Origin of the sequence: Edaphocola aurantiacus (genome assembly GCF_019797745.1) — a bacterium.
In the GTDB taxonomy this organism is placed as follows: domain Bacteria; phylum Bacteroidota; class Bacteroidia; order Chitinophagales; family Chitinophagaceae; genus Edaphocola; species Edaphocola aurantiacus.
The window spans coordinates 875,814-895,978 of record NZ_VOSI01000001.1 but is presented as its reverse complement, the minus strand read 5'-3'; the positions used below and the strand labels follow the sequence as shown (position 1 = coordinate 895,978).

Here is a 20,165-nt window from a genome sequence, read left to right as displayed (position 1 = left end):
TAATAGAAGGTTGTAAAATTATTCAGCATATTCTGCACCTACCTGTTGTCTCCACATTGCATAGTAGAGTCCTTTCAGGTCCAGTAAGTCATTGTGGTTACCCTGTTCAATGACTTTACCTTTCTCCAGTACAAAGATGCGATCGGCATGCATTACGGTAGACAAGCGGTGTGCAATCAGGATCGTGATCTGGTTACGCTCCTTGCTGATCTCCTCCATCGTTTCAGAAATCTCACTTTCCGTGATAGAGTCCAGCGCACTGGTTGCTTCATCAAATATCAGCAGTCGTGGCTGGCGCAGCAAAGAACGGGCAATAGATAAACGCTGACGCTCGCCACCCGATAATTTCAGACCACCCTCACCGATAATGGTATCCAGGCCTTTATCACTGCGGGCCAAAATGCTTTTACCTGATGCCTGGTGTACGGCATCCAGTACAGCCTCATCTGTCGCTTCCGGCATTACGAACTTCAGGTTCTCCCGTATAGTACCGGAGAAGAGCTGCGTATCCTGCGTTACAATACCCAATTGCTTGCGTATGCTATTTAAGGATACAGTTCTTTCATCAATATTATTATACAGGATATTTCCGGCACTAGGCTTATACAGTCCCAGTAAGAGTTTTACCAGGGTAGTCTTACCACTGCCAGAGGGCCCTACAAAAGCAATTGTCTCACCCTTGATTGCACTAAACGAAACTTTGTCCAGTGCCGGACGAGTGCTGCTTTTATGCTGGAAGCTTACTTTGTCAAATGCCAGCGTATTGATATCATCAACATTCACTGCATTAACCGGTTCTTTCTCCACTTCTTTCTGCATCAGGTTTTGCAGGTTCTGCAGAGAAGCATCAGCCTCACGGTAGCTCAGGATAATATTACCCAGTTCCTGTAATGGTCCGAAGATAAAGAAAGAGTAGAACTGCATCATCATAAGATCACCCAGTTGTATCCTGTCGTGGAATAAGAAATAGAACAGCGCAAACATGATACATTGCTGCAGGAAGTTTACAAACGTTCCCTGTACAAAGCTGATCGAACGGATGCTCTTCACTTTTTTCAGTTCCAGGTCCAGTATCTTGTTTGTATTATTGTTCAGACGGCTGATCTCCTGGTCAGTAAGGCCAAGGCTCTTCACCAGTTCAATATTGCGCAGCGATTCTGTAGTACTACCGGCAAGAGAGGTTGTTTCTTTTACAATATTCTTTTGAATCAGCTTGATGCGTTTACTTAAAAAGCTCGTGAGTAAGGATAATACTACTGCACCCACCAGGTAGATCAGCGGCAACATAGGACTGAGGCGATAAGCTACAATTGTAACGAACACGATACCTACCAGTGTGGCAAAAAGGATATTGATAAAATTGGTAATGAACTTCTCACAATCGGCACGGGCCTTGATCAGAACAGAGAGCGTCTCCCCGCTGCGCTGATCTTCAAACTCCTGGAAAGGCAGCTGCAGAGAGTGTTTCAGTCCATCGGTATATAATCTTGCACCAAATTTCTGGATGATCACATTTACGGCATAATCCTGGAAGGCTTTAGCAATGCGTGATATCATAGCAGAACCGATGATTAATCCCAGGCCCAGCAGGATACCGTTAAAATACGCCTGCTCTGCCCCTGCACGGAAAGCTTCAACTTTAGACGCATAAGGATTGATCAGGTAATTACCCAGGATATAGGGGGTCATTAAAGAAAATACCTGGTTGATGGCCGCCAGTAGCAGCGCCAGGATGATAAGCAGTTTGTATCTGCTCAGGTATTGATATAACAGTTTCATACAGTAAAATAAAAATTAGTCATGACATTCCATCATCAGCAAGTCTCCTGTTTCATAAGACACTTTTACGAAGCCGTCCTGCAGCACATGGTTAGAGCTGCCGGTACGGTATCCCGCGGTAAGGGTCTCATTTTGCAAGGTATATTGCAGATTCCGGGAGGTGATACCGGTTACGGTACCGATCGGTATGAGCGAAATAATCGTGTTGGCTGCATACCATTTTTCAAAAGAATAGGGTAAGGTATAGATCTTGGAATAGTCGTCGTAGAGTACAATCTTCAACTGATCCCTGAAGCGCACAATATTACAGATATTGGTAATCGTATGATCTGCTCTGCGGCCGGTAGCCCATACTACATTAGCGGCTTTAAAGTCACGGCCCACAAGGTAGCGGAAAGCCTTTTCCAGGTCTGTAGATTCCTGGCAGTGATCATGAATGATCTCCAGCGGGTATTGTTTCTCCTGGTAATAATGCGCATCAAAGCTGCGGTCAAAATCCCCGATCAGCACATCAATCTTAATCCCCAGCTCCATCACACGCGTTACAGCGCTGTCCAGTACTACTACCAGCGGCGACCATTCCAGCAACTCATTAAGCAGGTCCATGCTACAAGCCTCGCCATTGGCGATGATGAGTGCAGGTTCCTGATTGTCACGGATAATGTGGTGTGAAGACATGGATATGATTAAGCTTGCAAAAGTAACTTTTTTCACGCGAATGCTCCGTTAAATTGATGTGATATTGCTATAAAGCAGATTTATCATCAGGTAAGCTGTAAACAGGCGTAATTCACAGTGATTTCCGTTTCTATTATAAGCCACAAAGTTCTACCTTTGCACGCATGAGTCAAGCATACAACAGAATCCTGGTTACAGCAGCCTTACCATATGCCAACGGACCAGTACACATCGGGCACCTTGCCGGATGTTATCTGCCTTCCGATATATATGTGCGTTTTCAGCGTGCCCGCAAGCAAGATGTTAAATTTATCTGCGGCACAGATGAGCATGGTGTGCCTATCGCGATTCGTGCGATGAAGGAAGGCGTAAGCCCGCAGGAGGTTGTAGACAAGTATCATAAAATAATCGGCGACAGCTTTGCCGGTATGGGTATCTCATTCGATATTTTTTCCCGTACCACAACAGATGTACACCGTCAGACCTCACAGGCTTTCTTCCGTAAGTTATATGATGATGGTCTGTTTGAAGAAAGAGAAAGTGAACAGTATTTCGACGAGGAAAAACAAACCTTCCTGGCCGATCGTTATATCGTAGGTACCTGCCCGATCTGTAGCAATGAGAATGCCTATGGCGATCAATGTGAAAAATGTGGCAGCACCCTGTCTCCGGAGCAGCTGATCAACCCGAGAAGTGCCCTGAGCAATGCCGTGCCGGTAAAGAAAAAAACCAAGCACTGGTATTTTCCGCTGAATAAATATGAAGATTTCCTGAAAGAGTGGATCGTAGAAGGTAAAAAAGACGAATGGAAATCGAATGTATATGGTCAGTGTAAAAGCTGGCTGGATAGTGGTTTGCAGCCACGTGCCATGACCCGCGACAGTAACTGGGGTGTACCGGTTCCGGTAGAAGGTGCAGACGGAAAAGTGCTGTACGTATGGTTTGATGCACCGATCGGTTATATCTCTGCAACCAAAGAATTATTACCGCAGAGCTGGGACGATTACTGGAAAAAAGAGGATACCAAACTGGTACATTTTATCGGTAAAGACAATATCGTATTCCACTGTATCATCTTCCCTGCCATGCTGAAAGCACATGGCGGATATATCCTTCCTGAAAATGTTCCGGCAAATGAATTCCTGAATATTGAAGGTGACAAAGTTTCTACCTCCCGCAACTGGGCAGTATGGATCGATGAATACCTGAAAGACTTCCCGGATATGCAGGATACCCTGCGCTATGTATTATGTGCCAATGCACCGGAAACAAAAGACAATGACTTTACCTGGAAAGACTTCCAGACCCGCCATAACAGCGAGCTGGTAGACATCTTCGGTAACTTCATCAACCGCGCTATGGTGCTGATGCATAAATTATGCGACGGCAAAGTTCCGGCTTATCATGAAGCAGAAAAAACCGATCTGGATATCAACATTATTAAAGATATACAGGCGGCAAAACAAAAGATTGAACAATCTATTGAGCATTATAAATTCAGAGATGCCCTGTTCGAGGTAATTGATATTGCCCGTAAAGGAAATAAATATTTACAGGAAGTAGCGCCATGGACGTTGGCCAAGACGCCTGAGCTGAAAGCGGAAAACCAGGCTAAGATCGATAACTGTCTGCACATAGCATTACAGCTGACGGCTAACCTGGCCATTTTTGCCAATCCGTTCCTGCCGTTTACCACTAAGAAGATCTGCTCTATGCTGACGGTGGTGGATAAAATGCTGGAGTGGGAGAATGCAGGTAGAATGGATCTGCTCCGTAAAGGCTATCCTTTACGTGCACCGGAATTATTGTTCCGTAAGATCGATGATGCCGAGATTGAAGCACAGAAAGAAAAATTACAGGCCAATGCGAAGCAATCCGTAATACTGGCTCCTGAAGCACCAGCTGAGCCTGCAGCTCCGGAACTGAAGCCTGTTATCGAATTTGATGATTTTGCCAAAGTAGAACTGCGTGTAGGGACCATCCTGCAGGCAGAAAAAGTGAAGAAGGCAGATAAACTGCTGCAACTGGAAGTAGACTTGGGCTTTGAGAAAAGAACGATTGTGTCTGGTATTGCCCTGCACTACCAGCCGGAAGAGGTGATCGGTCAGCAGGTTGTAGTGGTGGTAAACCTTGCTCCGCGCAAGATGAGAGGCATTGAAAGTGCAGGTATGATCCTGATGGGAGAAGATGCAGAAGGTAAGCTGGTCTTCATTTCCCCGAAAAATATAGTGAACAGTGGTGTTGAGGTAAAATAGAAGCGCGTACAAGAAGAATAATGATTGCAACATTAATATCAGATTTTGGAAACAAAGACAACGCAGTAGCGATAGCCAAGGGTTTGATCCTGAAATCAAATCCTGAGTTAAGGCTTATTGACCTTACGCATGAGGTAGCCCCTTATGATTTGTTGCAATGCAGCTACCTGCTGAACAGTGCTTTCCGTAATTTCCCGGAGCGCACTGTTCATATATCCATGTTTGATATCATGCACCAGAATCCTTCCCGGATCCTGTTTGCATTGCTGGAGAACCAGGTAATCATCAGCGCAGATAATGGAATGTTCACCTTTACCTTTCCCCATAGCGATATTAAGATATGGGAGTACCGGGACAGTGAGTCTGCCAACTATATAGAATGGTTGCGGAAAGCCTCACAGCTGATACACGAAATGCATGCCGCCAATTTTCATTTCGAAATGCTGGATGCATCCATATGCACCCCGGAAGTGCAGACGACACCATTAAGAGCCAAGGTAAAAGAAAATCAACTGGATTGCCATGTGATCCATATTGACCGCTTTGGCAATGTGGTATTGAATATTACCCGTGAAGATTTTGAAGCTTGCCGTAATGGCCGTCGTTTCAGCATCCGTATCCCGCGTAATATACCTGTTACACAGCTGAGCCGTAATTATAATGACGTCATACCCGGAGAGCGGCTATGCCTGTTCAATAGTGCGGGATACCTGGAAATTGCTATCCGAGAGGGTTCTGCGGCCCAGTTGCTCGGACTTGAATTGTTTAAAAAAGACCAATTGATCTATAATATTATCCCTATAGAATTCTCATGATGATTCGTATTGTAAAGATGACTTTTGTGCCGGAACGCGTGCCGGAATTCCTGGAATTATTTGCAGCGCGTAAAGAACGCATCCGTAATCAGGAAGGCTGCAGTCATCTGGAATTGCTTAAAGATATCGCACAGGATAATGTGTACTTTACCTATAGTTACTGGGATGGGCCGGAATACCTGGAGCAGTATCGCTGCAGCGATTTTTTTGCCGATACCTGGAAGCATACCAAAGCATTATTTGCTGATAAAGCACAGGCCTGGTCGGTAAGTCAGGAAGTAGTACTTGATTAAGATTTTAATAAAAGATAAGGGGCGCCATTGGCGCCCCTTATCTTTTATACTACATTTCAAAGTATTCCAGGATATGCTCTTTGAGTAATTGCTCCTGGCCACCGAGTGTTGTTTCCGGTACCGGTATCAGTTCTTCAAAGTGCGGCCAGCCTTCATCATCAAATCCGGATAGCTGATAATAGCCGCTTTTACTGAGCAGGGTACATACTGCGATGTGCATCAGGTCCTGCTTCTGCTCTTTAGAAAATTTAATCTTAGGCAGTCTGCCATTATATTCATTTATACCGATCAGGTATAAAATCGCTTCCATATTGGGCAATTTGCCGAAACGCTCTGTCAGCATAGCTTCCAGGGCTGTCCAGCGTTGTGTTATCGTATTATCTTTATGATCCATTAAATATATGCTTATCCGGCAAAGATACATCATGCTGCATTATACGCGGGCGGGGATTCTGATCCGGGTTTTTTTGAAAAAAAGAGTTTAAATTTTTGTATTCTCAAAAGTGTGTATTATCTTCGCTTCAGATAATTGCTAATGAATCATCCTTGTTTGCTTCATACTACACATAAAAACATTTGAGCATTAGCATTATCGCCCATCTTACCCCCCTATGTTTATATAGTTGAAAAGAGAGTCGCTTGTGCCCCCTGCACAGCGACTTTTCTTTTTGTGTGCATACTGCGTAAGTGCCTTCCGCATATAACAACATACCTCTTCTGTCTCATATATGCATCATTTTAAAATATTTTATTCTCAATATTGTAAAATAAAATAAAACACTCTATATTGTGAAAAATAAGTCCATAGACCCGATAGTATACTGACGAAAAAGGGTAGGAGAGCGCCCGCTGAAAAATGGACTACAGATATTGTGCCTTGTAGGAACCGTGCATTACAACAGTAAAACAAACCGGTAATATTGCCGCTCTAATAATTAAAATTTAGTAGCAATGATGAAACAACACAACACTGTGCAGTCATTCAACATCAATGACCGGGCCACTCCTCTGTGTGCCACTATGACATCAACAAACCCTGCCTCCTCCGGACTCCGCAAGTGGTTGCGTAAAAGCCTTCGGCTTGGCCTGCTCGCTCTGGGCCTATGCAGTGCAGAACAACAGCTAAGCGCACAAGCCCCGAACTCCCTGAGCCTTCTCTACAATCCAGATAATTTAAAACACTATGCGACCAGCCAGATGCTCAACAAAGATGAGTATGCTATGGCCGGTACTGCATTTGACTATGCCGGAACAGTCGGTGATAATGCAGTACATCTGCTGGTATTCGACCCTGCCGGAAGCCCTATAGTCTCACAATTCTATAATGATCCGGGATATGATGAACGCGTAAAAGGCGTGCACTATCTGAATCCTAACGATGTGGCTATTGTGGCTACCCGAACAGCTTTACCCTGGACACCTGGTCCGAGCGGTATCGAAGTGATCCGTGCTGATGCAGCTAATGGCATGCAGTTTTCAACACATGTAATTGAGTCTCCTTTCCCCGGACAGGATTACTGGCCTACAGGTAGTATGCTGTATGGCAACGGCCGCATCTACATATGTGGTTATATGACACCATCCATGCCGCCGGGCGTATACCCTGACTTCTCTACCCCTAAAACGGCATTTGTACTGATCTACGATATAGCCGCCAATATGGTTGCTGCCATGAATACCTATGACTGGCCGGCCGGAGGTAATGATTATGATATCCCACACCGCATGAAGATCATGAGTAGTGGCGATATCTGGGTCGGAGGAATGTGTAATGATGGTGGCGGTGGCCAGGCTATGATGAACCTGCAGATCGATGGTGCACTGAATATGATGAAGGATGCACCGATACAGCAGGCTACACTGACCAATTACCTGAACACCAGTTTCGATTTCTGGGAAGATCCAACAAATCCGGCGGTGGCCTATGTATTCGGTAACTTCTGTTTTAACCTGAACGCCAGCCAGATGGACCTGTTCCCTACATTTTTAAATGTGACTACGATTGATATCGGCACCCTTATGCCACCTGCCGGAGCCAATAACCAGGCCTGGATGGGACAGATCGATTACTGCTGGGGTACCAATATTGTAAGAGGTAATTCCAACAATACGCTTATCCTGAGCGGCTTCCAGAGCAATTTTGCTTGTGGCGGTCAGGCTTTCCCTACCTCGCAGGATAATGTAAATCCTTACCTGGCCGAACTGATGCCGATAACTACATCTTCAGGAGATATCATCATCAATACCAATTACTGGGTAACGATAGAATCTGCAGCAGGTACCGGTTCCCGTTCAATGGACCCGAACAGTTATTATAACCTGGGCAATGCACCGAGCAACCTGGTATGGGGACCGGTTACGACCGTAAGGGATAATGGCATGCTCACAGACGACATCGTTTTAAACACACCAATATGGAATAAATTTACTAATGTACTGAACCCGAAATTCCTGCGTACCGATAAAAACGGAGATCCGGCTTGTAAGTTCAGTATGTGTATGCCATACTTCCCTAACGCACAAACGATGAGCCCGGGCAATATTGTATCGTTTTCAGGCTATAGCTGGAATGAGTATAATACTATGGTACCGGATGGTCCTTTGCCGCTGAGTATGAAACTGGATTGTAGCTCTGGTTACTTCAGTGATAACCGCAGCCTGAAACCTGTACCAAATGTACTCGCAGTATCTGTTTACCCTAACCCGGCACAGGATATCATCAGTCTGCAGTTTAATGGTACGGTAAATGATAATGATGCAATACAGGTAAATATCACAGATGTAACCGGTAAAGAGGCTACTGTGTTGTACCGCGGCACAAAAGCTGCGATGAACAGTCAACTGAAACTGCCTCAACTGGCTAAAGGTACATACCTGATTACAGTATATCAAAATACCATCAAGCTGAAATCGGTACCAGTTGTTATTAAATAACAATCATCACTAACAATAAACTGAACAGACAAGCCGGCAATCGAAGATTGCCGGCTTGTCTTATTCCAAACATTATATAGCCTGCCCTGGAAAGGGCAAGCCAGGTTATACAAACAAGGATTATATGATACGTACTTTTTTTACTTTAATTGCAACCAGTCCTTTCTTGCCGGTCATGGTATCAAAGACCACTTTGTCAGACTGTTCAATTTTATCGACCAGCCCTGAAGCATGGACGAAAATATCTTCATTACTGTTTTCTGGTTTAATAAACCCAAAGCCTTTCTCTGGGTGAAAAAATTTTACTGTTCCTTCTTGCATGATTTTTTGTTTTTAATTTGAGTAAATAGCAGTGTGTATAGTTGCGTAAATGATTTATTATGGTTTTAGAAAAGTAAAAAGCCCCTGGAAAGGAGCTTTTTAATCCCTACCCAAAAAACGCAATTGTCATGCGTCAATAATCGTTAAAAAATGCCGGCTGGTGCCACATAGAGTATAAGCATTGTATTTTGGTCAGATGCTTATCCGCTCTATTTCATTAAGCGGAAACCAATCGGCACTGTATAGATGTTGGTCTTTAGTTAGATAAATGTTTACAGTAAACCATAGCTCTTTATGTATTCATAGTGTATAGGTTGTAGATAGGTTATGGCTTTAGTTATATATGCTTTGTTTTGAGTTTTGCTGCACGTAGTTTTTTAGATTTATGTCCTTTTGCTCCACAAAGCGAAGAGGGCATAGATATAAGGTTTTGCGAAGGGCTGCGATTTTGTGTAGTCATAGCAGGTTTTAAATTTTAGAACTTATATATACCAGTGCCAATACTGTGCCAATGTGCTTTTCATTTGACTATCAATTAATTATAGGTGATCTGAAATCGGTAATGTGGAATTTTTATACTCAAATGGGGGAAAGGAGGCCTGCTTCTACATATTGTTATGTAAGCTGGTGAAGGATTGGCGTATCATAATAAAGGCACTCCTGGAAAGGAACGCCCTACTGAATTATTATACCTAATGAAAAAAAATGTACGTATGATAGATTACCACTGAGGTAAGTATTTTCGATAATAGTTATGCCAGAACAGAGAGCATAAATAATAACGGAATGCATAGATTCAGGATAATAATAAATATCCAGAATATGATCTCGGAGCGATCCCTCACTTTATACAGGATCTTATAGATAGCCGGCCGCTTGGGTAATGGGAAAAGCATATATTTTGCAAACTGTTTTTTGTTACTACAAACAACAGAGCCCTGGAAAAGGCCCTGTCATTTGCAGACATGATAGCAATCAATCACCAAACATGGTAAGTGTATGATGAGGTATATAGAGGAGGTCGGTTTTAGCAGTATGTTTTAGTTAAAGCAGGTGCAGCTATTGTTCAATATTATTATTCCGCCACAGAGGCATCTTCTTCCACGGCTTCAAAGTTGATCTGAGATTCCGCAATATCTGTAAGGTTATAGTCGGTTTCTTCTTCTTCATTCAGGGTTTTCTGCAGCAGATCTGCTGCCTTGTCATGACCTAAAGTATGTGCAATAGCGACTAAACCTCCATAGCTTGCAATTTCATAGTGTTCTACTTTCTGAGCAGCAATGATCAGTGTTGCATCTCTGGTAGCAGTTCCTTCAGGCGTTTCTTCAATGATCTCATCTGCTTCCTTCAGGATGCCTTCCATTGCTTTACATTTTTTAGGTTCCGGCTTTTCGCCTAACATAGAAAAGACTTTTTCCAGCCGGGAAATATGTTTTTTGGTCAGCAGTTCGTGGTCTTCGAAAGCATCTTTCAGTTCTTCGCTGGTCGCTGCTTTCTGTAATTTCTGTAAGCCGCCGATGATGGCATTTTCGGCCCAGAGCATATCTTTTAAGGCATCAATAAAAAACTTCTGCAGTGGTGCAGTATCATTCACTGATTGGGATGCTTTGGCAGTACCGGTTTGTGCAGTACTGCTTGTTTTGCTTGCATTTGCTTCGGTTGGCATAGATAATCTTTTTATAAATGATTGAAGAAATGAAGGGCTGTCACCGGCTGATAACAGCCCTTCAGAAAAAGAGTGTTTTAGTTATATGTCTCTGTTTTTGCGGCTGCCGAAACCATTGCGACCGCGGCTGCTGGTTTCAAAGTTGGAGCGTTTACTATTGTTGTAGTAATCGTCGTTTTGGCGGTCGTTAAAGCTATTGGTGTTGTAGCTGTCATACCCGCGATTACTGTTTCTGGAGCCGGGGTTATGTTCATTATACCCTCTGTTGGTACGGCCTTCATTGCGGAAATCATTACGACCGTTAGCATCGTAGTTTCTGCCTTCACGGGAAGAACCATAATTTTCCTGAGCAGAAGTATAAGTGTTGCCACCATAACGGCTGCTGTTATCAAAAGAGTTGTTGCTGCGACGACCATATTGCTGTCCCTGGCTGCTGTTGCGACCATGTTGCTGGTTGCCATATTGGTTACCGTATTGCTGACGGGACTGATTACCAGATTGGTGAGCATTGCGGCCCTGCTGGCTGTAATTGCCATAGCTGCCATATTGATTATCCTGATTATACTCATCCTGATCATTATCATATTCGTCAATACGATCGTATTGATAGTCATCGTCGTATTCTGCAGAAGTGCCGTAGTCGCCGTAATCTTCACTATCTACACGCTGAAATCCAGCCTGGTAACCGGCCTGGTATCCTTGCTGGTAGATATAGTCATCGTCTTCGTAATTATCTATATGAGTAGAGTTATTGTTGTCCTGACGAGCAGTGTTACGGTTATTGCGGTTGCTGCTGGTGTTGTTGCGGTTTGAGGGATTCTGATTTCCTCTGCGTGTGTTCGTTGCCATAATAGTTTAAGTTTTAATAGTTAAAATTTATAAGATTACAGGTACATATGCCAATATCATTCCAAATTGAATTTTATGTGATAATCAATTGATTATATATCATAATGCATGATTTGGTGTAGAAAAACAATACCCAATCTGGAATTTTCTACACCGTAAAATGTGGAAAGAAACAGGAGTAATGCTAATGAAGGTTTAACGAATTTGTTGCTCCGGACTTTGGTATCTTTACAAAGCATTTATATCAAATAATATTTCTACATGAAAAAGCTTTTACTCATGGCTGCTATCCTCATTTCCGGCTTATCTGCCGAAGCACAGCTGAAAGCGGTTCGCTATACCGATGGTACCCAGGCCCTGAAAGGAGAGGTGACCGTAAATGCCGGGAAGAAACTGCCCGGAGTATTGATCCTTCCTGCCTGGAAAGGAATTGACGAAGAAGCCCGCGCGGCAGCCTTGGCATTGCAGCAGCAAGGATATATAGCCTTTATTGCAGATGTTTACGGAGAAGGAAATGTGCCGGCAGATAATACTGCAGCATCAGCAATAGCCGGAAAGTATAAACAAGATTATGCAGCCTATCAGCACCGCATCAGTCTCGCGCTGGATCAGTTAAAGAAAGAAGGTGCCCTGCCTGAAAAAATAGCCGTAATCGGGTTTTGTTTCGGCGGCAGCGGTTCGCTGGAAGTGGCCCGTGCAGGCTTTCCTGTAGTGGGAGTGGTGTCTATACATGGTGGACTGGCTAAGGCTGCGGACCGTCCGAACGGACCTATCAATACCAAAATACTGGTAGAGCATCCGGCAGAAGATAAAAGCGTGCAGCCACAGGATCTGGTCAACCTGGTCACTGAAATGAACGAGGGTCGGGCCGACTGGCAGCTGATCACTTATGCGCATAGTAAGCATACCTTCACTGATCCTAAGTCTCCCGACTATAACGAAACGATGGCTAAAAGAGCCTGGCAGCACACCTTATTATTCTTAAAAGAAATATTGCATTAAGTAAAAAACTATGAACACCCGATCTGCTGTCTGCCCGATTGCGGCCCTGTAGTTATTACAGAGATACCGCCACAGATGAGTGGGAATATGTATATAAAAAAAGAATAACTTTGAACACTGCGCATCCATCAGGTAAAGCCGGAAATCTGTACTTTTTGAGGATCGGAGATGGAGCAGAACAATACAGACGAAGGCACATTGATCCTGTGCCCTAAGTCGCATCAGCAAAGGAATAAAAAGAAATAGTGAAGTATGGCGAAGCGCAAGCGTGCAACAGAATATGCAATAGTAGATATTGAGACTACCGGAGGAAATGCCCGCGGTAGCCGTATGACCGAGATCGCCATTATTATACATGATGGTACAAACGAACTCGAAAGATGGGAATCACTCATCAATCCCGAAAAAGACATTCCCTATTATATCTTTGCCCTCACCGGCATTAATAATGAAATGGTAAAGGATGCACCGGTATTCGGTGACCTTGCCCCGGTCGTTTATGCCTTATTGAAAGACCGGGTATTTGTAGCCCATAACGTAAATTTCGATTATTCCTTCGTCAAGCATCAGTTAGAAGAAGAAGGGTATGACTGGTCCGCGCCAAAGCTCTGCACCGTGCGCATGGCCCGCAAAATAAGACCGGGCCTGCCTTCTTACAGCTTGGGCAGACTCTGCGATAGCCTCGATGTACCTATCACAGACCGTCACCGTGCCGGGGGCGATGCCACTGCGACAGCGATATTGTTTCATAAATTACTGGACTGGGATACTGATAAGATCATAGAAGGCATGATTAAGAAAAGTGCCCCGGATCAGCGCCTGCCGCCTAACCTGGCCCCGGAATATGTACAGCAGTTACCCCAGTGCCCCGGCGTATATTATTTCCATAACGATGCCGGCAAAGCCATATATGTAGGCAAAGCCGTCAACCTGAAGAAAAGGGTCATTCAGCACTTTACCGGCCATAACATTAATCCTCAGCGGCAGCATTTCCTGCGCGAGATACATAGCATTTCTTTTGAACCCTGTGCGACTGAGTTGATGGCCTTGCTGCTGGAATGTATAGAGATCAAAAGGCTGTGGCCTGCGTATAACCGCGCCCTGAAACGATTCGAGCCTAAGTACGGCATGTTCCGTTATACCGCTATGAATGGCTATGAATACCTGGCTATTGGTAAACTGGCCAAGGGACAGCCCTCAATTGCTGTATTTAACCGGGAATATGATGGTGTAAAAATGCTGCGTACACTGGCCGAGACCTATCAGCTTGATTTTCGCTTCTGCAAATTCGGAAAGGCATCTTATGTAAAACATATGGTAGATATGCCGGAAGAAGAGGAACTGCCGGACATGCAGGAACATAATGAAAAGGTAGACTTGGCTATTGCAGGCTGGCACGAGCAGCAACCTTCATTTGCCATACTGGACAAGGGCAGGGCAGCAGGAGAACAAAGTTGTATATGGGTAGAACGCGGCCATTTTTATGCCATGGGCTATATCGATGAGCATGTACAGTTTACTACATTTGAAGACCTGCGTGCTACGCTGAAACGCTATTATGGCAATCATTACATGATGCAGCTGATTCATCTGCATGCAGCAAAACATCCCGCCAAAGTGAAAAGCCTCATACCACAGCATAAGGCTGCAGAAACATATGTTTTGCCAGAGCGCGCCGGCCTGTTATTCTAAATAAGTCCGCATTCAGGAAACAAGATTCATTACTTTAAAAGGGCACTCATCTCTCGGTACATGACCTCGCGTGTGCCGTACATCTTTACACCGTAAAAATACCTTCTTTATAAAATGCATAGCAGGTGGCCCCGGCTGGCATACGGCCCGTATCCAGACCGGTGAAGCGGCTGAAGGCCGGTAAGATCAGCTGGTGTGGAGTGACTACATAACAAGGGAAGCGCATACGCTGCCTGGTATGGAACATAATATCTACACCTGGATGAATATGGCCTGAAACTACAAATGGTACAGGGTACTGCACTGCATCGTGCGAAAAGGTAATGCCCTCTATATTCAGTTCATCATAGACTTCCTGTATACCTATAGCCCATAACTGATCTTCAGATAGGCGGTCATGGTTACCACGGACAAGGGTAAAGGATACCTGCTCGTGTTTATGCGTCAATGCCGTAAACAGCGGTACCTCTTTATTGGCCCCGGCATGTACCAGGTCGCCCACAACGATTACCTGCTCTGCCGCAAAATGATGAATCAGGGTATCCAGCCGCTCCAGATCCTGCAGGGCCAGCTGTACCGGCATGGCAATACCATTACGGCGAAAGTGTGCCGCCTTGCCCAAGTGCAGGTCCGACAGGATCAGTGCCTTTTGCCGCTCCCAGAAAAGTGCTGCCTGGTTGGTTAAAATAAATTGCTCCTGCAATACAGGAATGCTTTGCTCTATCAGTCTCATCTTCTTTTTTTCGGGCTGCGTACCCCGCTCTGTTGCAGCTTCTGTATACGGGTATTGAGGTCTTCGCTGGTCAGGGACTGGCGCAGGCTGTCTACCTTTATGGGAAAGCTGAGCGGAGAGTAACTGTTCATACTTTTATAAATAATGGTACTCTTATTGATCCGTTTGAATGTAGCAATGAGCCGATGCTCCTCCAGGTGCTGGTTAAATACTTCCATATAAGCCTGTCGCAATAAGAGATTGCCGGGATCGTGCTCTTCAAACACATTGAACATGAGACCGGAAGAGGATTGTAATGATTTATTGCTTTTCTGTGCACCGGGATAGGTTTGTATTACTAGGCCGGAGATCACTGCAATATCCCTGAATTTGCGCCGGGCCATTTCCGTCGCATTAATGCTGGTAAACACATCGTCCATCAGGTGATCGGTACTCAGTATCTCCCTTAGCTGATCCTCATCCAGTTTGATTTCCGAATCGGAAAACAATTCAAATCCGTAATCGTTCATCGCCATAGAAAAGCTGATCGGGTAGTAGCGGCTGATGCGGTAAGCCACCAGTGCGGCCATCACCTCATGGATCAGACGCCCCTCGAAAGGGTACATGAATAAATGAAAACCTTCTCTTGTCTTAATGGACTCGACCAGGAACTCATTTTCGGCCGGGATGTGCGACAGTGCGCTTTGTTTGTCAAACAAGGGTTTCAGGAATCTTAGCTCTTTTTCGCTGCGATCAGGATTGCGGGCCAGTGCCAGTTTCTGTCTCAGGAAGTAGCTCAGGTTAGAGCTTAAGGGCAATCGGCCCCCCAGCCAGCTGGGCGTAATGGCCTTGCCGGAAGAGGACCGTACATATACCGTCATTTCCTTAGAGCGCACCAGTTCCAGCACCCGGCCCGCCAGCCGGAACTTATCGCCGGCTTTCAGTTTGGAAATAAAATATTCTTCGATCATGCCGACATAGCCACCAGATACGAATTTCACCCGCATCATTGCGTCACTCACAATCACACCGATATTCATCCGGTGTAGCATCGCAATACGCCGGCTGGTTACCACCAGCATATTATCTTCTCGCCGGACCACTTTATGATACTCCTCATAGTTTGCACCAATAGTACCGCCAGTAGTGATGAAATCAATACACCAGCGCCATTCGCTTTCTGTCATCTCAGAAAAAGCGAAGGTTTGTTGGATAACCGGAAATAAATCCTCTTCCTTAAAACCACCGCCCAGGGCCAGTGTAATGAGAAATTGTACCAGCACATCAAAGGTCAGCACCATAGGATCTCTGTGCTCAATTGTCTGCGTTTTGACGGCCTCTTTGAGTGCTGCTGCTTCAATCAATTCCAGCGAATGCGTCGGTGCAAAATAGATAGTCGATACTTCAAAAGGGGAGTGGCCACTACGGCCGGCCCTTTGCATAAACCGCGCAACCCCTTTGCTGGAGCCAATCTGCACCACGGTATCTACCGGTTTGAAATCTACACCAAGGTCGAGGGAGGATGTAGACACTACAGCCTTCAGGTATCCGCTACTCAAACTATCTTCGATCCATTGTCTTAGTTGGCCTTCTATCGAGCTGTGGTGCAGGGCCAGCAGTCCCGCAAAATCGGGATAGGCATCCAGTAGTAGCTGGTACCAGGCCTCGCTCTGGCTGCGGGTATTGGTAAATATAATGGTGGAGCGGCTTTGGTTGATGATCGGTACCACCTGGTATACCAGCCTTGCTCCGAGATGCCCCGCCCAGGGCAGTACCTCTACCTCATCCGGGAATACCGGTATAATTTTTATCTTCTTCTTTTCTTTGGCCGTAATCTTCTTTTTGCGATCGGTATGTGGCAGCAATACCTCCATCGCCTCATCCAGGTTGCCTATAGTAGCAGTGATGCCCCAGGTGCGGATGTCCGGATAAACATGTCTGAGATAGGCCAGTGCCAGTTCCGTCATAACCCCTCTTTTACCACCCAGCAATTCATGCCATTCATCAACAGCAATACATTTCAGGGTTTTGAAGAAACGCTCGCGGCCCTTCTGTGCCAGCAGCAGGTGCAGGCTTTCGGGAGTTACGATCAGTATATCCGGCATCATGCGGCTCTGTCTTGCTTTTTGCTTAATGTCCGTGTCTCCGTTGCGCACCTCTACCGTCCAGTCCAGCCCTATCTCATTTATAGCCTCCTGCATCGCGCGGGAAAGGTCCTTGGCCAATGCCCGCAAAGGAGTAACCCATAAGAGTTTCAGTCCGTCTTTATACGCCTCCGGGTGATTCATGAAATCGATGAGCACACCCAGGAATACCGAGAAGGTTTTGCCGAATCCGGTTGGCGCCACAATCATACCACTATACCCATCGGCATACGCCTGCCAGGCCTCCTTCTGGAAGCTGAATGCAGTATTGCCTTTGGCCTGCATCCATTCGGCCACGATGCTGTAGCCCTGTGTATGGATTAAGCGTTTGCTCACTAACGGATCATTTTTTTGATTTCTTCTATATCATCAATCTCTGCGGCGGTCTTGTCTTTCCGCCATCGGGCAATCCTGGGGAAACGCAGGGCCACACCGGATTTGTGCCGGTTGCTGAAGCTGATGCCTTCAAATGCAATCTCAAATACCAGTTCCGGTTTTACCGTACGCACCGGCCCGAATTTTTCAATCGCGTGCTGGTTGATGTAGCGGTTCACTTCCTGTATCTCCTTATCTGTAAGTCCGGAATAGGCTTTGGCAATAGAGACCAGCTCATCACCTTTGCGTACAGCAAAAGTATAATCGGTATAGTATGCACTTCTGCGGCCGCTTCCTTTCTGGGCATAAATCAGCACGGCATCTATGGTGTATGGATCTATCTTCCATTTCCACCAGTCTCCTTTCTTTCTGCCGGTATGGTACGGCGAATCTTTATGTTTCAGCATCAGGCCCTCGCTGTTGACCGAACGTGATTCCTGGCGTATAGATTTCAGTACTTCCCAGTCGGCTGCTGCGATCGTATGGCATAGCATTAATGGTCCGCCGGGATACTGTCGCAACAACGCTTCCAGCATGGACCGCCGTTCTTTTATGGGCAGGCTGCGTAAGTCTTTCCCATCCAGCTCCAGCAGATCATAAACGAAACATACAACCGGCAATTCCTGCAGCATTTTAGCACTGATATTTTTCCGGTTCAGCCGCTGTTGCAGTGCGCTGAAATTGAGGACCTGTCCGTCTTTGAATACCAGTAATTCCCCATCCAGCACAACATTGACCGGCCATTGCAAGAGGGCTGCTTTGATCTCCGGGAACTGCTCTGTGATCAGTTCCTCGCCCCGAGACCAGATAAATACTTCATCATTTCTTCTGATCAATTGCCCGCGGATGCCATCCCATTTATACTCTACCTGCCAGTCCTGTACAGGCCCCAGTTCTTCCGGTTCTTTCTCCAGCGGATAGGCCAGGCAGAAGGGATAAGGCTTGGATAATTGTGTATCGGTATAAGCGCCCTGTACCAGCTCATCGAACGTTACTGTTCCCATCTGCCAGTCGCCCATAATGCTATGGGTAACGGCATTGGCCTCCATGTTATAATACCGGGCCAGGGCATTGATCAGGGTCTGGGCCGATACACCCAGGCGAAAACTACCGCCCAGTAATTTGTTGAAAATAAATCGTTCGGTATGTGTAAGGCTGCGCCAGGCCTCTGTTACAAAGGTTTTCTTCTCTGCTTCTGTTGCCTTGCCCAGCGTGGCAATCTGCTGCATCCATTCCGATAAAGAGCGTTCGGTATACTGCTCCGGTGCGGGTAAAATCAGGGATATAGTTTCTCCCAGATCACCGACAGAGCTGTAAGACTCCAGAAAGAGCCATTCCGGTATACCGGCAATCTCCATAGCCCACTGTCGCATCAAAGCTGTATTGACATTACGTTTGGGCCGCTTACCGGTGAAAAGCGCGAGTAGCCACATTTTATCACCCTCCTCTGCCTCTGCCAGGAAATGCATCAGCGCTTCCAGCTTAAGATTGGTCTTGTTTGTACTGTCAAGTGCATTGATCAGTGTTGCAAAAGTTTTCATAGCAGGCCGGTTATGAAGGTTCAACAGATTCCTTTTCTTCTCCGAAGCGGGTAGTGACTTCTTCCGCTGCGATCCCGGTTTCGTTGAGGTATTTAGTAAATACAGCCGTTTGGCCGTGGGTTACATATACTTTCTCCGCCCCGGTTGCTTTAACCGTATCGAGCAGGCCGGGCCAGTCGGCATGATCGCTGATCGCGAAACCCGCATCGGCACTGCGCCAGCGGCGTGCCCCGCGCACCTGCATCCAGCCGGAGCAGATCGCATTAGCCATATCCGGTATTTTGCGGGTTACCTGCGCATCCAGTAAGGATGGGGGCAGGATGACAATATCCTGTGCCAGGTGTTTGACATCCTCCTGCAGATCGGCGACTGTATAATCCGGTAAATGGATGCCTGCACTTTCGTAAGCCTGGTTTAGTACCGCAATGGAGTAATGTACATGTATAGGCGCTACACCCTCCAATGCTTTCATAATACGCTGTGCCTTGCCCAGTGAGTAACCAATGAATACCGAAGTCTTGCCATTGGCCCTGTTACCGGCTACCCATTCCTGCAACTGAGTATGCTGAGCTGCTACGCTCTGCCAGTTGTAAATGGGTAATCCGAAAGTGCTTTCTGTAACAAACTCATGGCAACGCAGGATCTCCAGCGGGTCGGACAGGCCATCATCCTGCACCTTGTAATCGCCGGAGACCACCACCACATATCCCTTGTATTCCATGCGTACCTGGGCCGAACCGATGATGTGCCCTGCAGGGTGCAGAGATACTTGTACACCATTGATGGTTACCGGTTCGCCGTAAGCGATGCCTTGCACAGCAATATCAGTGCCCAGACGGCTTTTTAGGATCGGTACAGTGTAGTGATGGCAGAGGTATTTTTTCATGCCCCAGCGGGCATGGTCTGAATGTCCGTGTGTGATGACAGCCAGATCAACCGGTTTCCAGGGGTCGATGTAGAAGCCTCCGGGAACACACAATATACCTTTAGGCGTGAATTGCAGCATATAGTGGTGTCGGATTAATTGTTGCCATGAATGTACTTATTATTTCTCATGGTGATAGGAATCCGGCACTTAAAATTATGATAAAAAGATACCGGCATACGAT

At 45.9% G+C, this 20,165-nt stretch carries 16 protein-coding genes; 6 read left to right on the top strand and 10 right to left on the bottom strand.

Going from position 1 to position 20,165, the window contains the following annotated elements; genetic code table 11:
• Window positions 1-18 precede the first annotated feature (18 nt).
• Window positions 19-1,779 (bottom strand): ABC transporter ATP-binding protein, encoded by a 1,761-nt coding sequence (locus tag FTD44_RS03815; RefSeq protein ID WP_222165228.1) that lies wholly within the window; start codon window positions 1,777-1,779, stop codon window positions 19-21.
• Between the two features lie 15 nt (window positions 1,780-1,794).
• Complete coding sequence (locus tag FTD44_RS03810; protein WP_222165227.1) at window positions 1,795-2,457, bottom strand: thiamine diphosphokinase; 663 nt, start codon at window positions 2,455-2,457, stop codon at window positions 1,795-1,797.
• 164 nt (window positions 2,458-2,621) lie between these two features.
• Here FTD44_RS03810 and metG point away from each other — a divergent pair, with 164 nt between their 5' ends.
• Genes metG through FTD44_RS03795 form a run of 3 tightly spaced genes read left to right on the top strand, consistent with a single transcriptional unit; the run spans window position 2,622 to window position 5,820 of the window.
• The gene (metG, locus tag FTD44_RS03805) at window positions 2,622-4,712 is read left to right on the top strand and encodes a methionine--tRNA ligase (RefSeq protein ID WP_222165226.1); all 2,091 of its coding nucleotides are present in this window, start codon (window positions 2,622-2,624) and stop codon (window positions 4,710-4,712) included.
• 20 nt (window positions 4,713-4,732) lie between these two features.
• Window positions 4,733-5,527, top strand: a complete 795-nt coding sequence (locus tag FTD44_RS03800; protein WP_222165225.1) for an SAM hydrolase/SAM-dependent halogenase family protein — start codon at window positions 4,733-4,735, stop codon at window positions 5,525-5,527.
• The gene (locus FTD44_RS03795; protein WP_222165224.1) at window positions 5,524-5,820 is read left to right on the top strand and encodes a putative quinol monooxygenase; all 297 of its coding nucleotides are present in this window, start codon (window positions 5,524-5,526) and stop codon (window positions 5,818-5,820) included. Before FTD44_RS03800 ends, FTD44_RS03795 begins: the two co-directional genes overlap by 4 nt.
• Window positions 5,821-5,869: 49 nt before the next feature.
• Here FTD44_RS03795 and FTD44_RS03790 read toward each other — a convergent pair whose 3' ends face one another.
• Window positions 5,870-6,214, bottom strand: a complete 345-nt coding sequence (locus FTD44_RS03790) for a hypothetical protein (RefSeq protein WP_129022307.1) — start codon at window positions 6,212-6,214, stop codon at window positions 5,870-5,872.
• Between the two features lie 557 nt (window positions 6,215-6,771).
• Between FTD44_RS03790 and FTD44_RS03785 the strand changes: the two genes are divergently transcribed.
• The gene (locus FTD44_RS03785; protein ID WP_222165223.1) at window positions 6,772-8,754 is read left to right on the top strand and encodes a T9SS type A sorting domain-containing protein; all 1,983 of its coding nucleotides are present in this window, start codon (window positions 6,772-6,774) and stop codon (window positions 8,752-8,754) included.
• A gap of 120 nt (window positions 8,755-8,874) precedes the next feature.
• Here FTD44_RS03785 and FTD44_RS03780 read toward each other — a convergent pair whose 3' ends face one another.
• The 3 genes from FTD44_RS03780 to FTD44_RS03770 form a co-directional block, all read right to left on the bottom strand.
• Window positions 8,875-9,075: a cold-shock protein gene (locus tag FTD44_RS03780; RefSeq protein WP_222165222.1), complete on the bottom strand. Its 201-nt coding sequence runs from the start codon at window positions 9,073-9,075 to the stop codon at window positions 8,875-8,877.
• A gap of 1,075 nt (window positions 9,076-10,150) precedes the next feature.
• Window positions 10,151-10,741: a YciE/YciF ferroxidase family protein gene (locus FTD44_RS03775; RefSeq protein ID WP_222165221.1), complete on the bottom strand. Its 591-nt coding sequence runs from the start codon at window positions 10,739-10,741 to the stop codon at window positions 10,151-10,153.
• Window positions 10,742-10,822: 81 nt separating this feature from the next.
• Entirely contained in the window at window positions 10,823-11,590 is a 768-nt protein-coding gene (locus tag FTD44_RS03770) for a hypothetical protein (RefSeq protein WP_222165220.1), read from the bottom strand.
• Between the two features lie 261 nt (window positions 11,591-11,851).
• Here FTD44_RS03770 and FTD44_RS03765 point away from each other — a divergent pair, with 261 nt between their 5' ends.
• Complete coding sequence (locus tag FTD44_RS03765) at window positions 11,852-12,592, top strand: dienelactone hydrolase family protein (RefSeq protein WP_222165219.1); 741 nt, start codon at window positions 11,852-11,854, stop codon at window positions 12,590-12,592.
• A 252-nt stretch (window positions 12,593-12,844) separates the two neighbouring features.
• Entirely contained in the window at window positions 12,845-14,284 is a 1,440-nt protein-coding gene (locus FTD44_RS03760; RefSeq protein ID WP_222165218.1) for an exonuclease domain-containing protein, read from the top strand.
• An 85-nt stretch (window positions 14,285-14,369) separates the two neighbouring features.
• On the opposite strand, the gene pdeM is transcribed toward FTD44_RS03760, so the two are convergent.
• Genes pdeM through FTD44_RS03740 form a run of 4 tightly spaced genes read right to left on the bottom strand, consistent with a single transcriptional unit; the run spans window position 14,370 to window position 20,062 of the window.
• The gene (pdeM, locus tag FTD44_RS03755; protein ID WP_222165217.1) at window positions 14,370-15,017 is read right to left on the bottom strand and encodes a ligase-associated DNA damage response endonuclease PdeM; all 648 of its coding nucleotides are present in this window, start codon (window positions 15,015-15,017) and stop codon (window positions 14,370-14,372) included.
• Entirely contained in the window at window positions 15,014-17,476 is a 2,463-nt protein-coding gene (locus FTD44_RS03750; RefSeq protein ID WP_317196823.1) for a ligase-associated DNA damage response DEXH box helicase, read from the bottom strand. The genes pdeM and FTD44_RS03750 overlap by 4 nt, the downstream gene beginning before the upstream one ends.
• The gene (locus FTD44_RS03745; protein WP_222165216.1) at window positions 17,476-19,056 is read right to left on the bottom strand and encodes an ATP-dependent DNA ligase; all 1,581 of its coding nucleotides are present in this window, start codon (window positions 19,054-19,056) and stop codon (window positions 17,476-17,478) included. The genes FTD44_RS03750 and FTD44_RS03745 overlap by 1 nt, the downstream gene beginning before the upstream one ends.
• 10 nt (window positions 19,057-19,066) lie before the next feature.
• Complete coding sequence (locus tag FTD44_RS03740) at window positions 19,067-20,062, bottom strand: ligase-associated DNA damage response exonuclease (RefSeq protein WP_222165215.1); 996 nt, start codon at window positions 20,060-20,062, stop codon at window positions 19,067-19,069.
• Window positions 20,063-20,165: the final 103 nt, after the last annotated feature.

Excerpts from the sequence above, each read along its gene's own strand:
- FTD44_RS03815 (WP_222165228.1), bottom strand. The coding sequence starts at position 1,779 with ATGAAACTGTTATATCAATACCTGAGCAGATACAAACTGCTTATCATC.
- FTD44_RS03810 (WP_222165227.1), bottom strand. The coding sequence starts at position 2,457 with ATGTCTTCACACCACATTATCCGTGACAATCAGGAACCTGCACTCATC.
- metG (WP_222165226.1), top strand. The coding sequence starts at position 2,622 with ATGAGTCAAGCATACAACAGAATCCTGGTTACAGCAGCCTTACCATAT.
- FTD44_RS03800 (WP_222165225.1), top strand. The coding sequence starts at position 4,733 with ATGATTGCAACATTAATATCAGATTTTGGAAACAAAGACAACGCAGTA.
- FTD44_RS03795 (WP_222165224.1), top strand. The coding sequence starts at position 5,524 with ATGATGATTCGTATTGTAAAGATGACTTTTGTGCCGGAACGCGTGCCG.
- FTD44_RS03790 (WP_129022307.1), bottom strand. The coding sequence starts at position 6,214 with ATGGATCATAAAGATAATACGATAACACAACGCTGGACAGCCCTGGAA.
- FTD44_RS03785 (WP_222165223.1), top strand. The coding sequence starts at position 6,772 with ATGATGAAACAACACAACACTGTGCAGTCATTCAACATCAATGACCGG.
- FTD44_RS03780 (WP_222165222.1), bottom strand. The coding sequence starts at position 9,075 with ATGCAAGAAGGAACAGTAAAATTTTTTCACCCAGAGAAAGGCTTTGGG.
- FTD44_RS03775 (WP_222165221.1), bottom strand. The coding sequence starts at position 10,741 with ATGCCAACCGAAGCAAATGCAAGCAAAACAAGCAGTACTGCACAAACC.
- FTD44_RS03770 (WP_222165220.1), bottom strand. The coding sequence starts at position 11,590 with ATGGCAACGAACACACGCAGAGGAAATCAGAATCCCTCAAACCGCAAC.
- FTD44_RS03765 (WP_222165219.1), top strand. The coding sequence starts at position 11,852 with ATGAAAAAGCTTTTACTCATGGCTGCTATCCTCATTTCCGGCTTATCT.
- FTD44_RS03760 (WP_222165218.1), top strand. The coding sequence starts at position 12,845 with ATGGCGAAGCGCAAGCGTGCAACAGAATATGCAATAGTAGATATTGAG.
- pdeM (WP_222165217.1), bottom strand. The coding sequence starts at position 15,017 with ATGAGACTGATAGAGCAAAGCATTCCTGTATTGCAGGAGCAATTTATT.
- FTD44_RS03745 (WP_222165216.1), bottom strand. The coding sequence starts at position 19,056 with ATGAAAACTTTTGCAACACTGATCAATGCACTTGACAGTACAAACAAG.
- FTD44_RS03740 (WP_222165215.1), bottom strand. The coding sequence starts at position 20,062 with ATGCTGCAATTCACGCCTAAAGGTATATTGTGTGTTCCCGGAGGCTTC.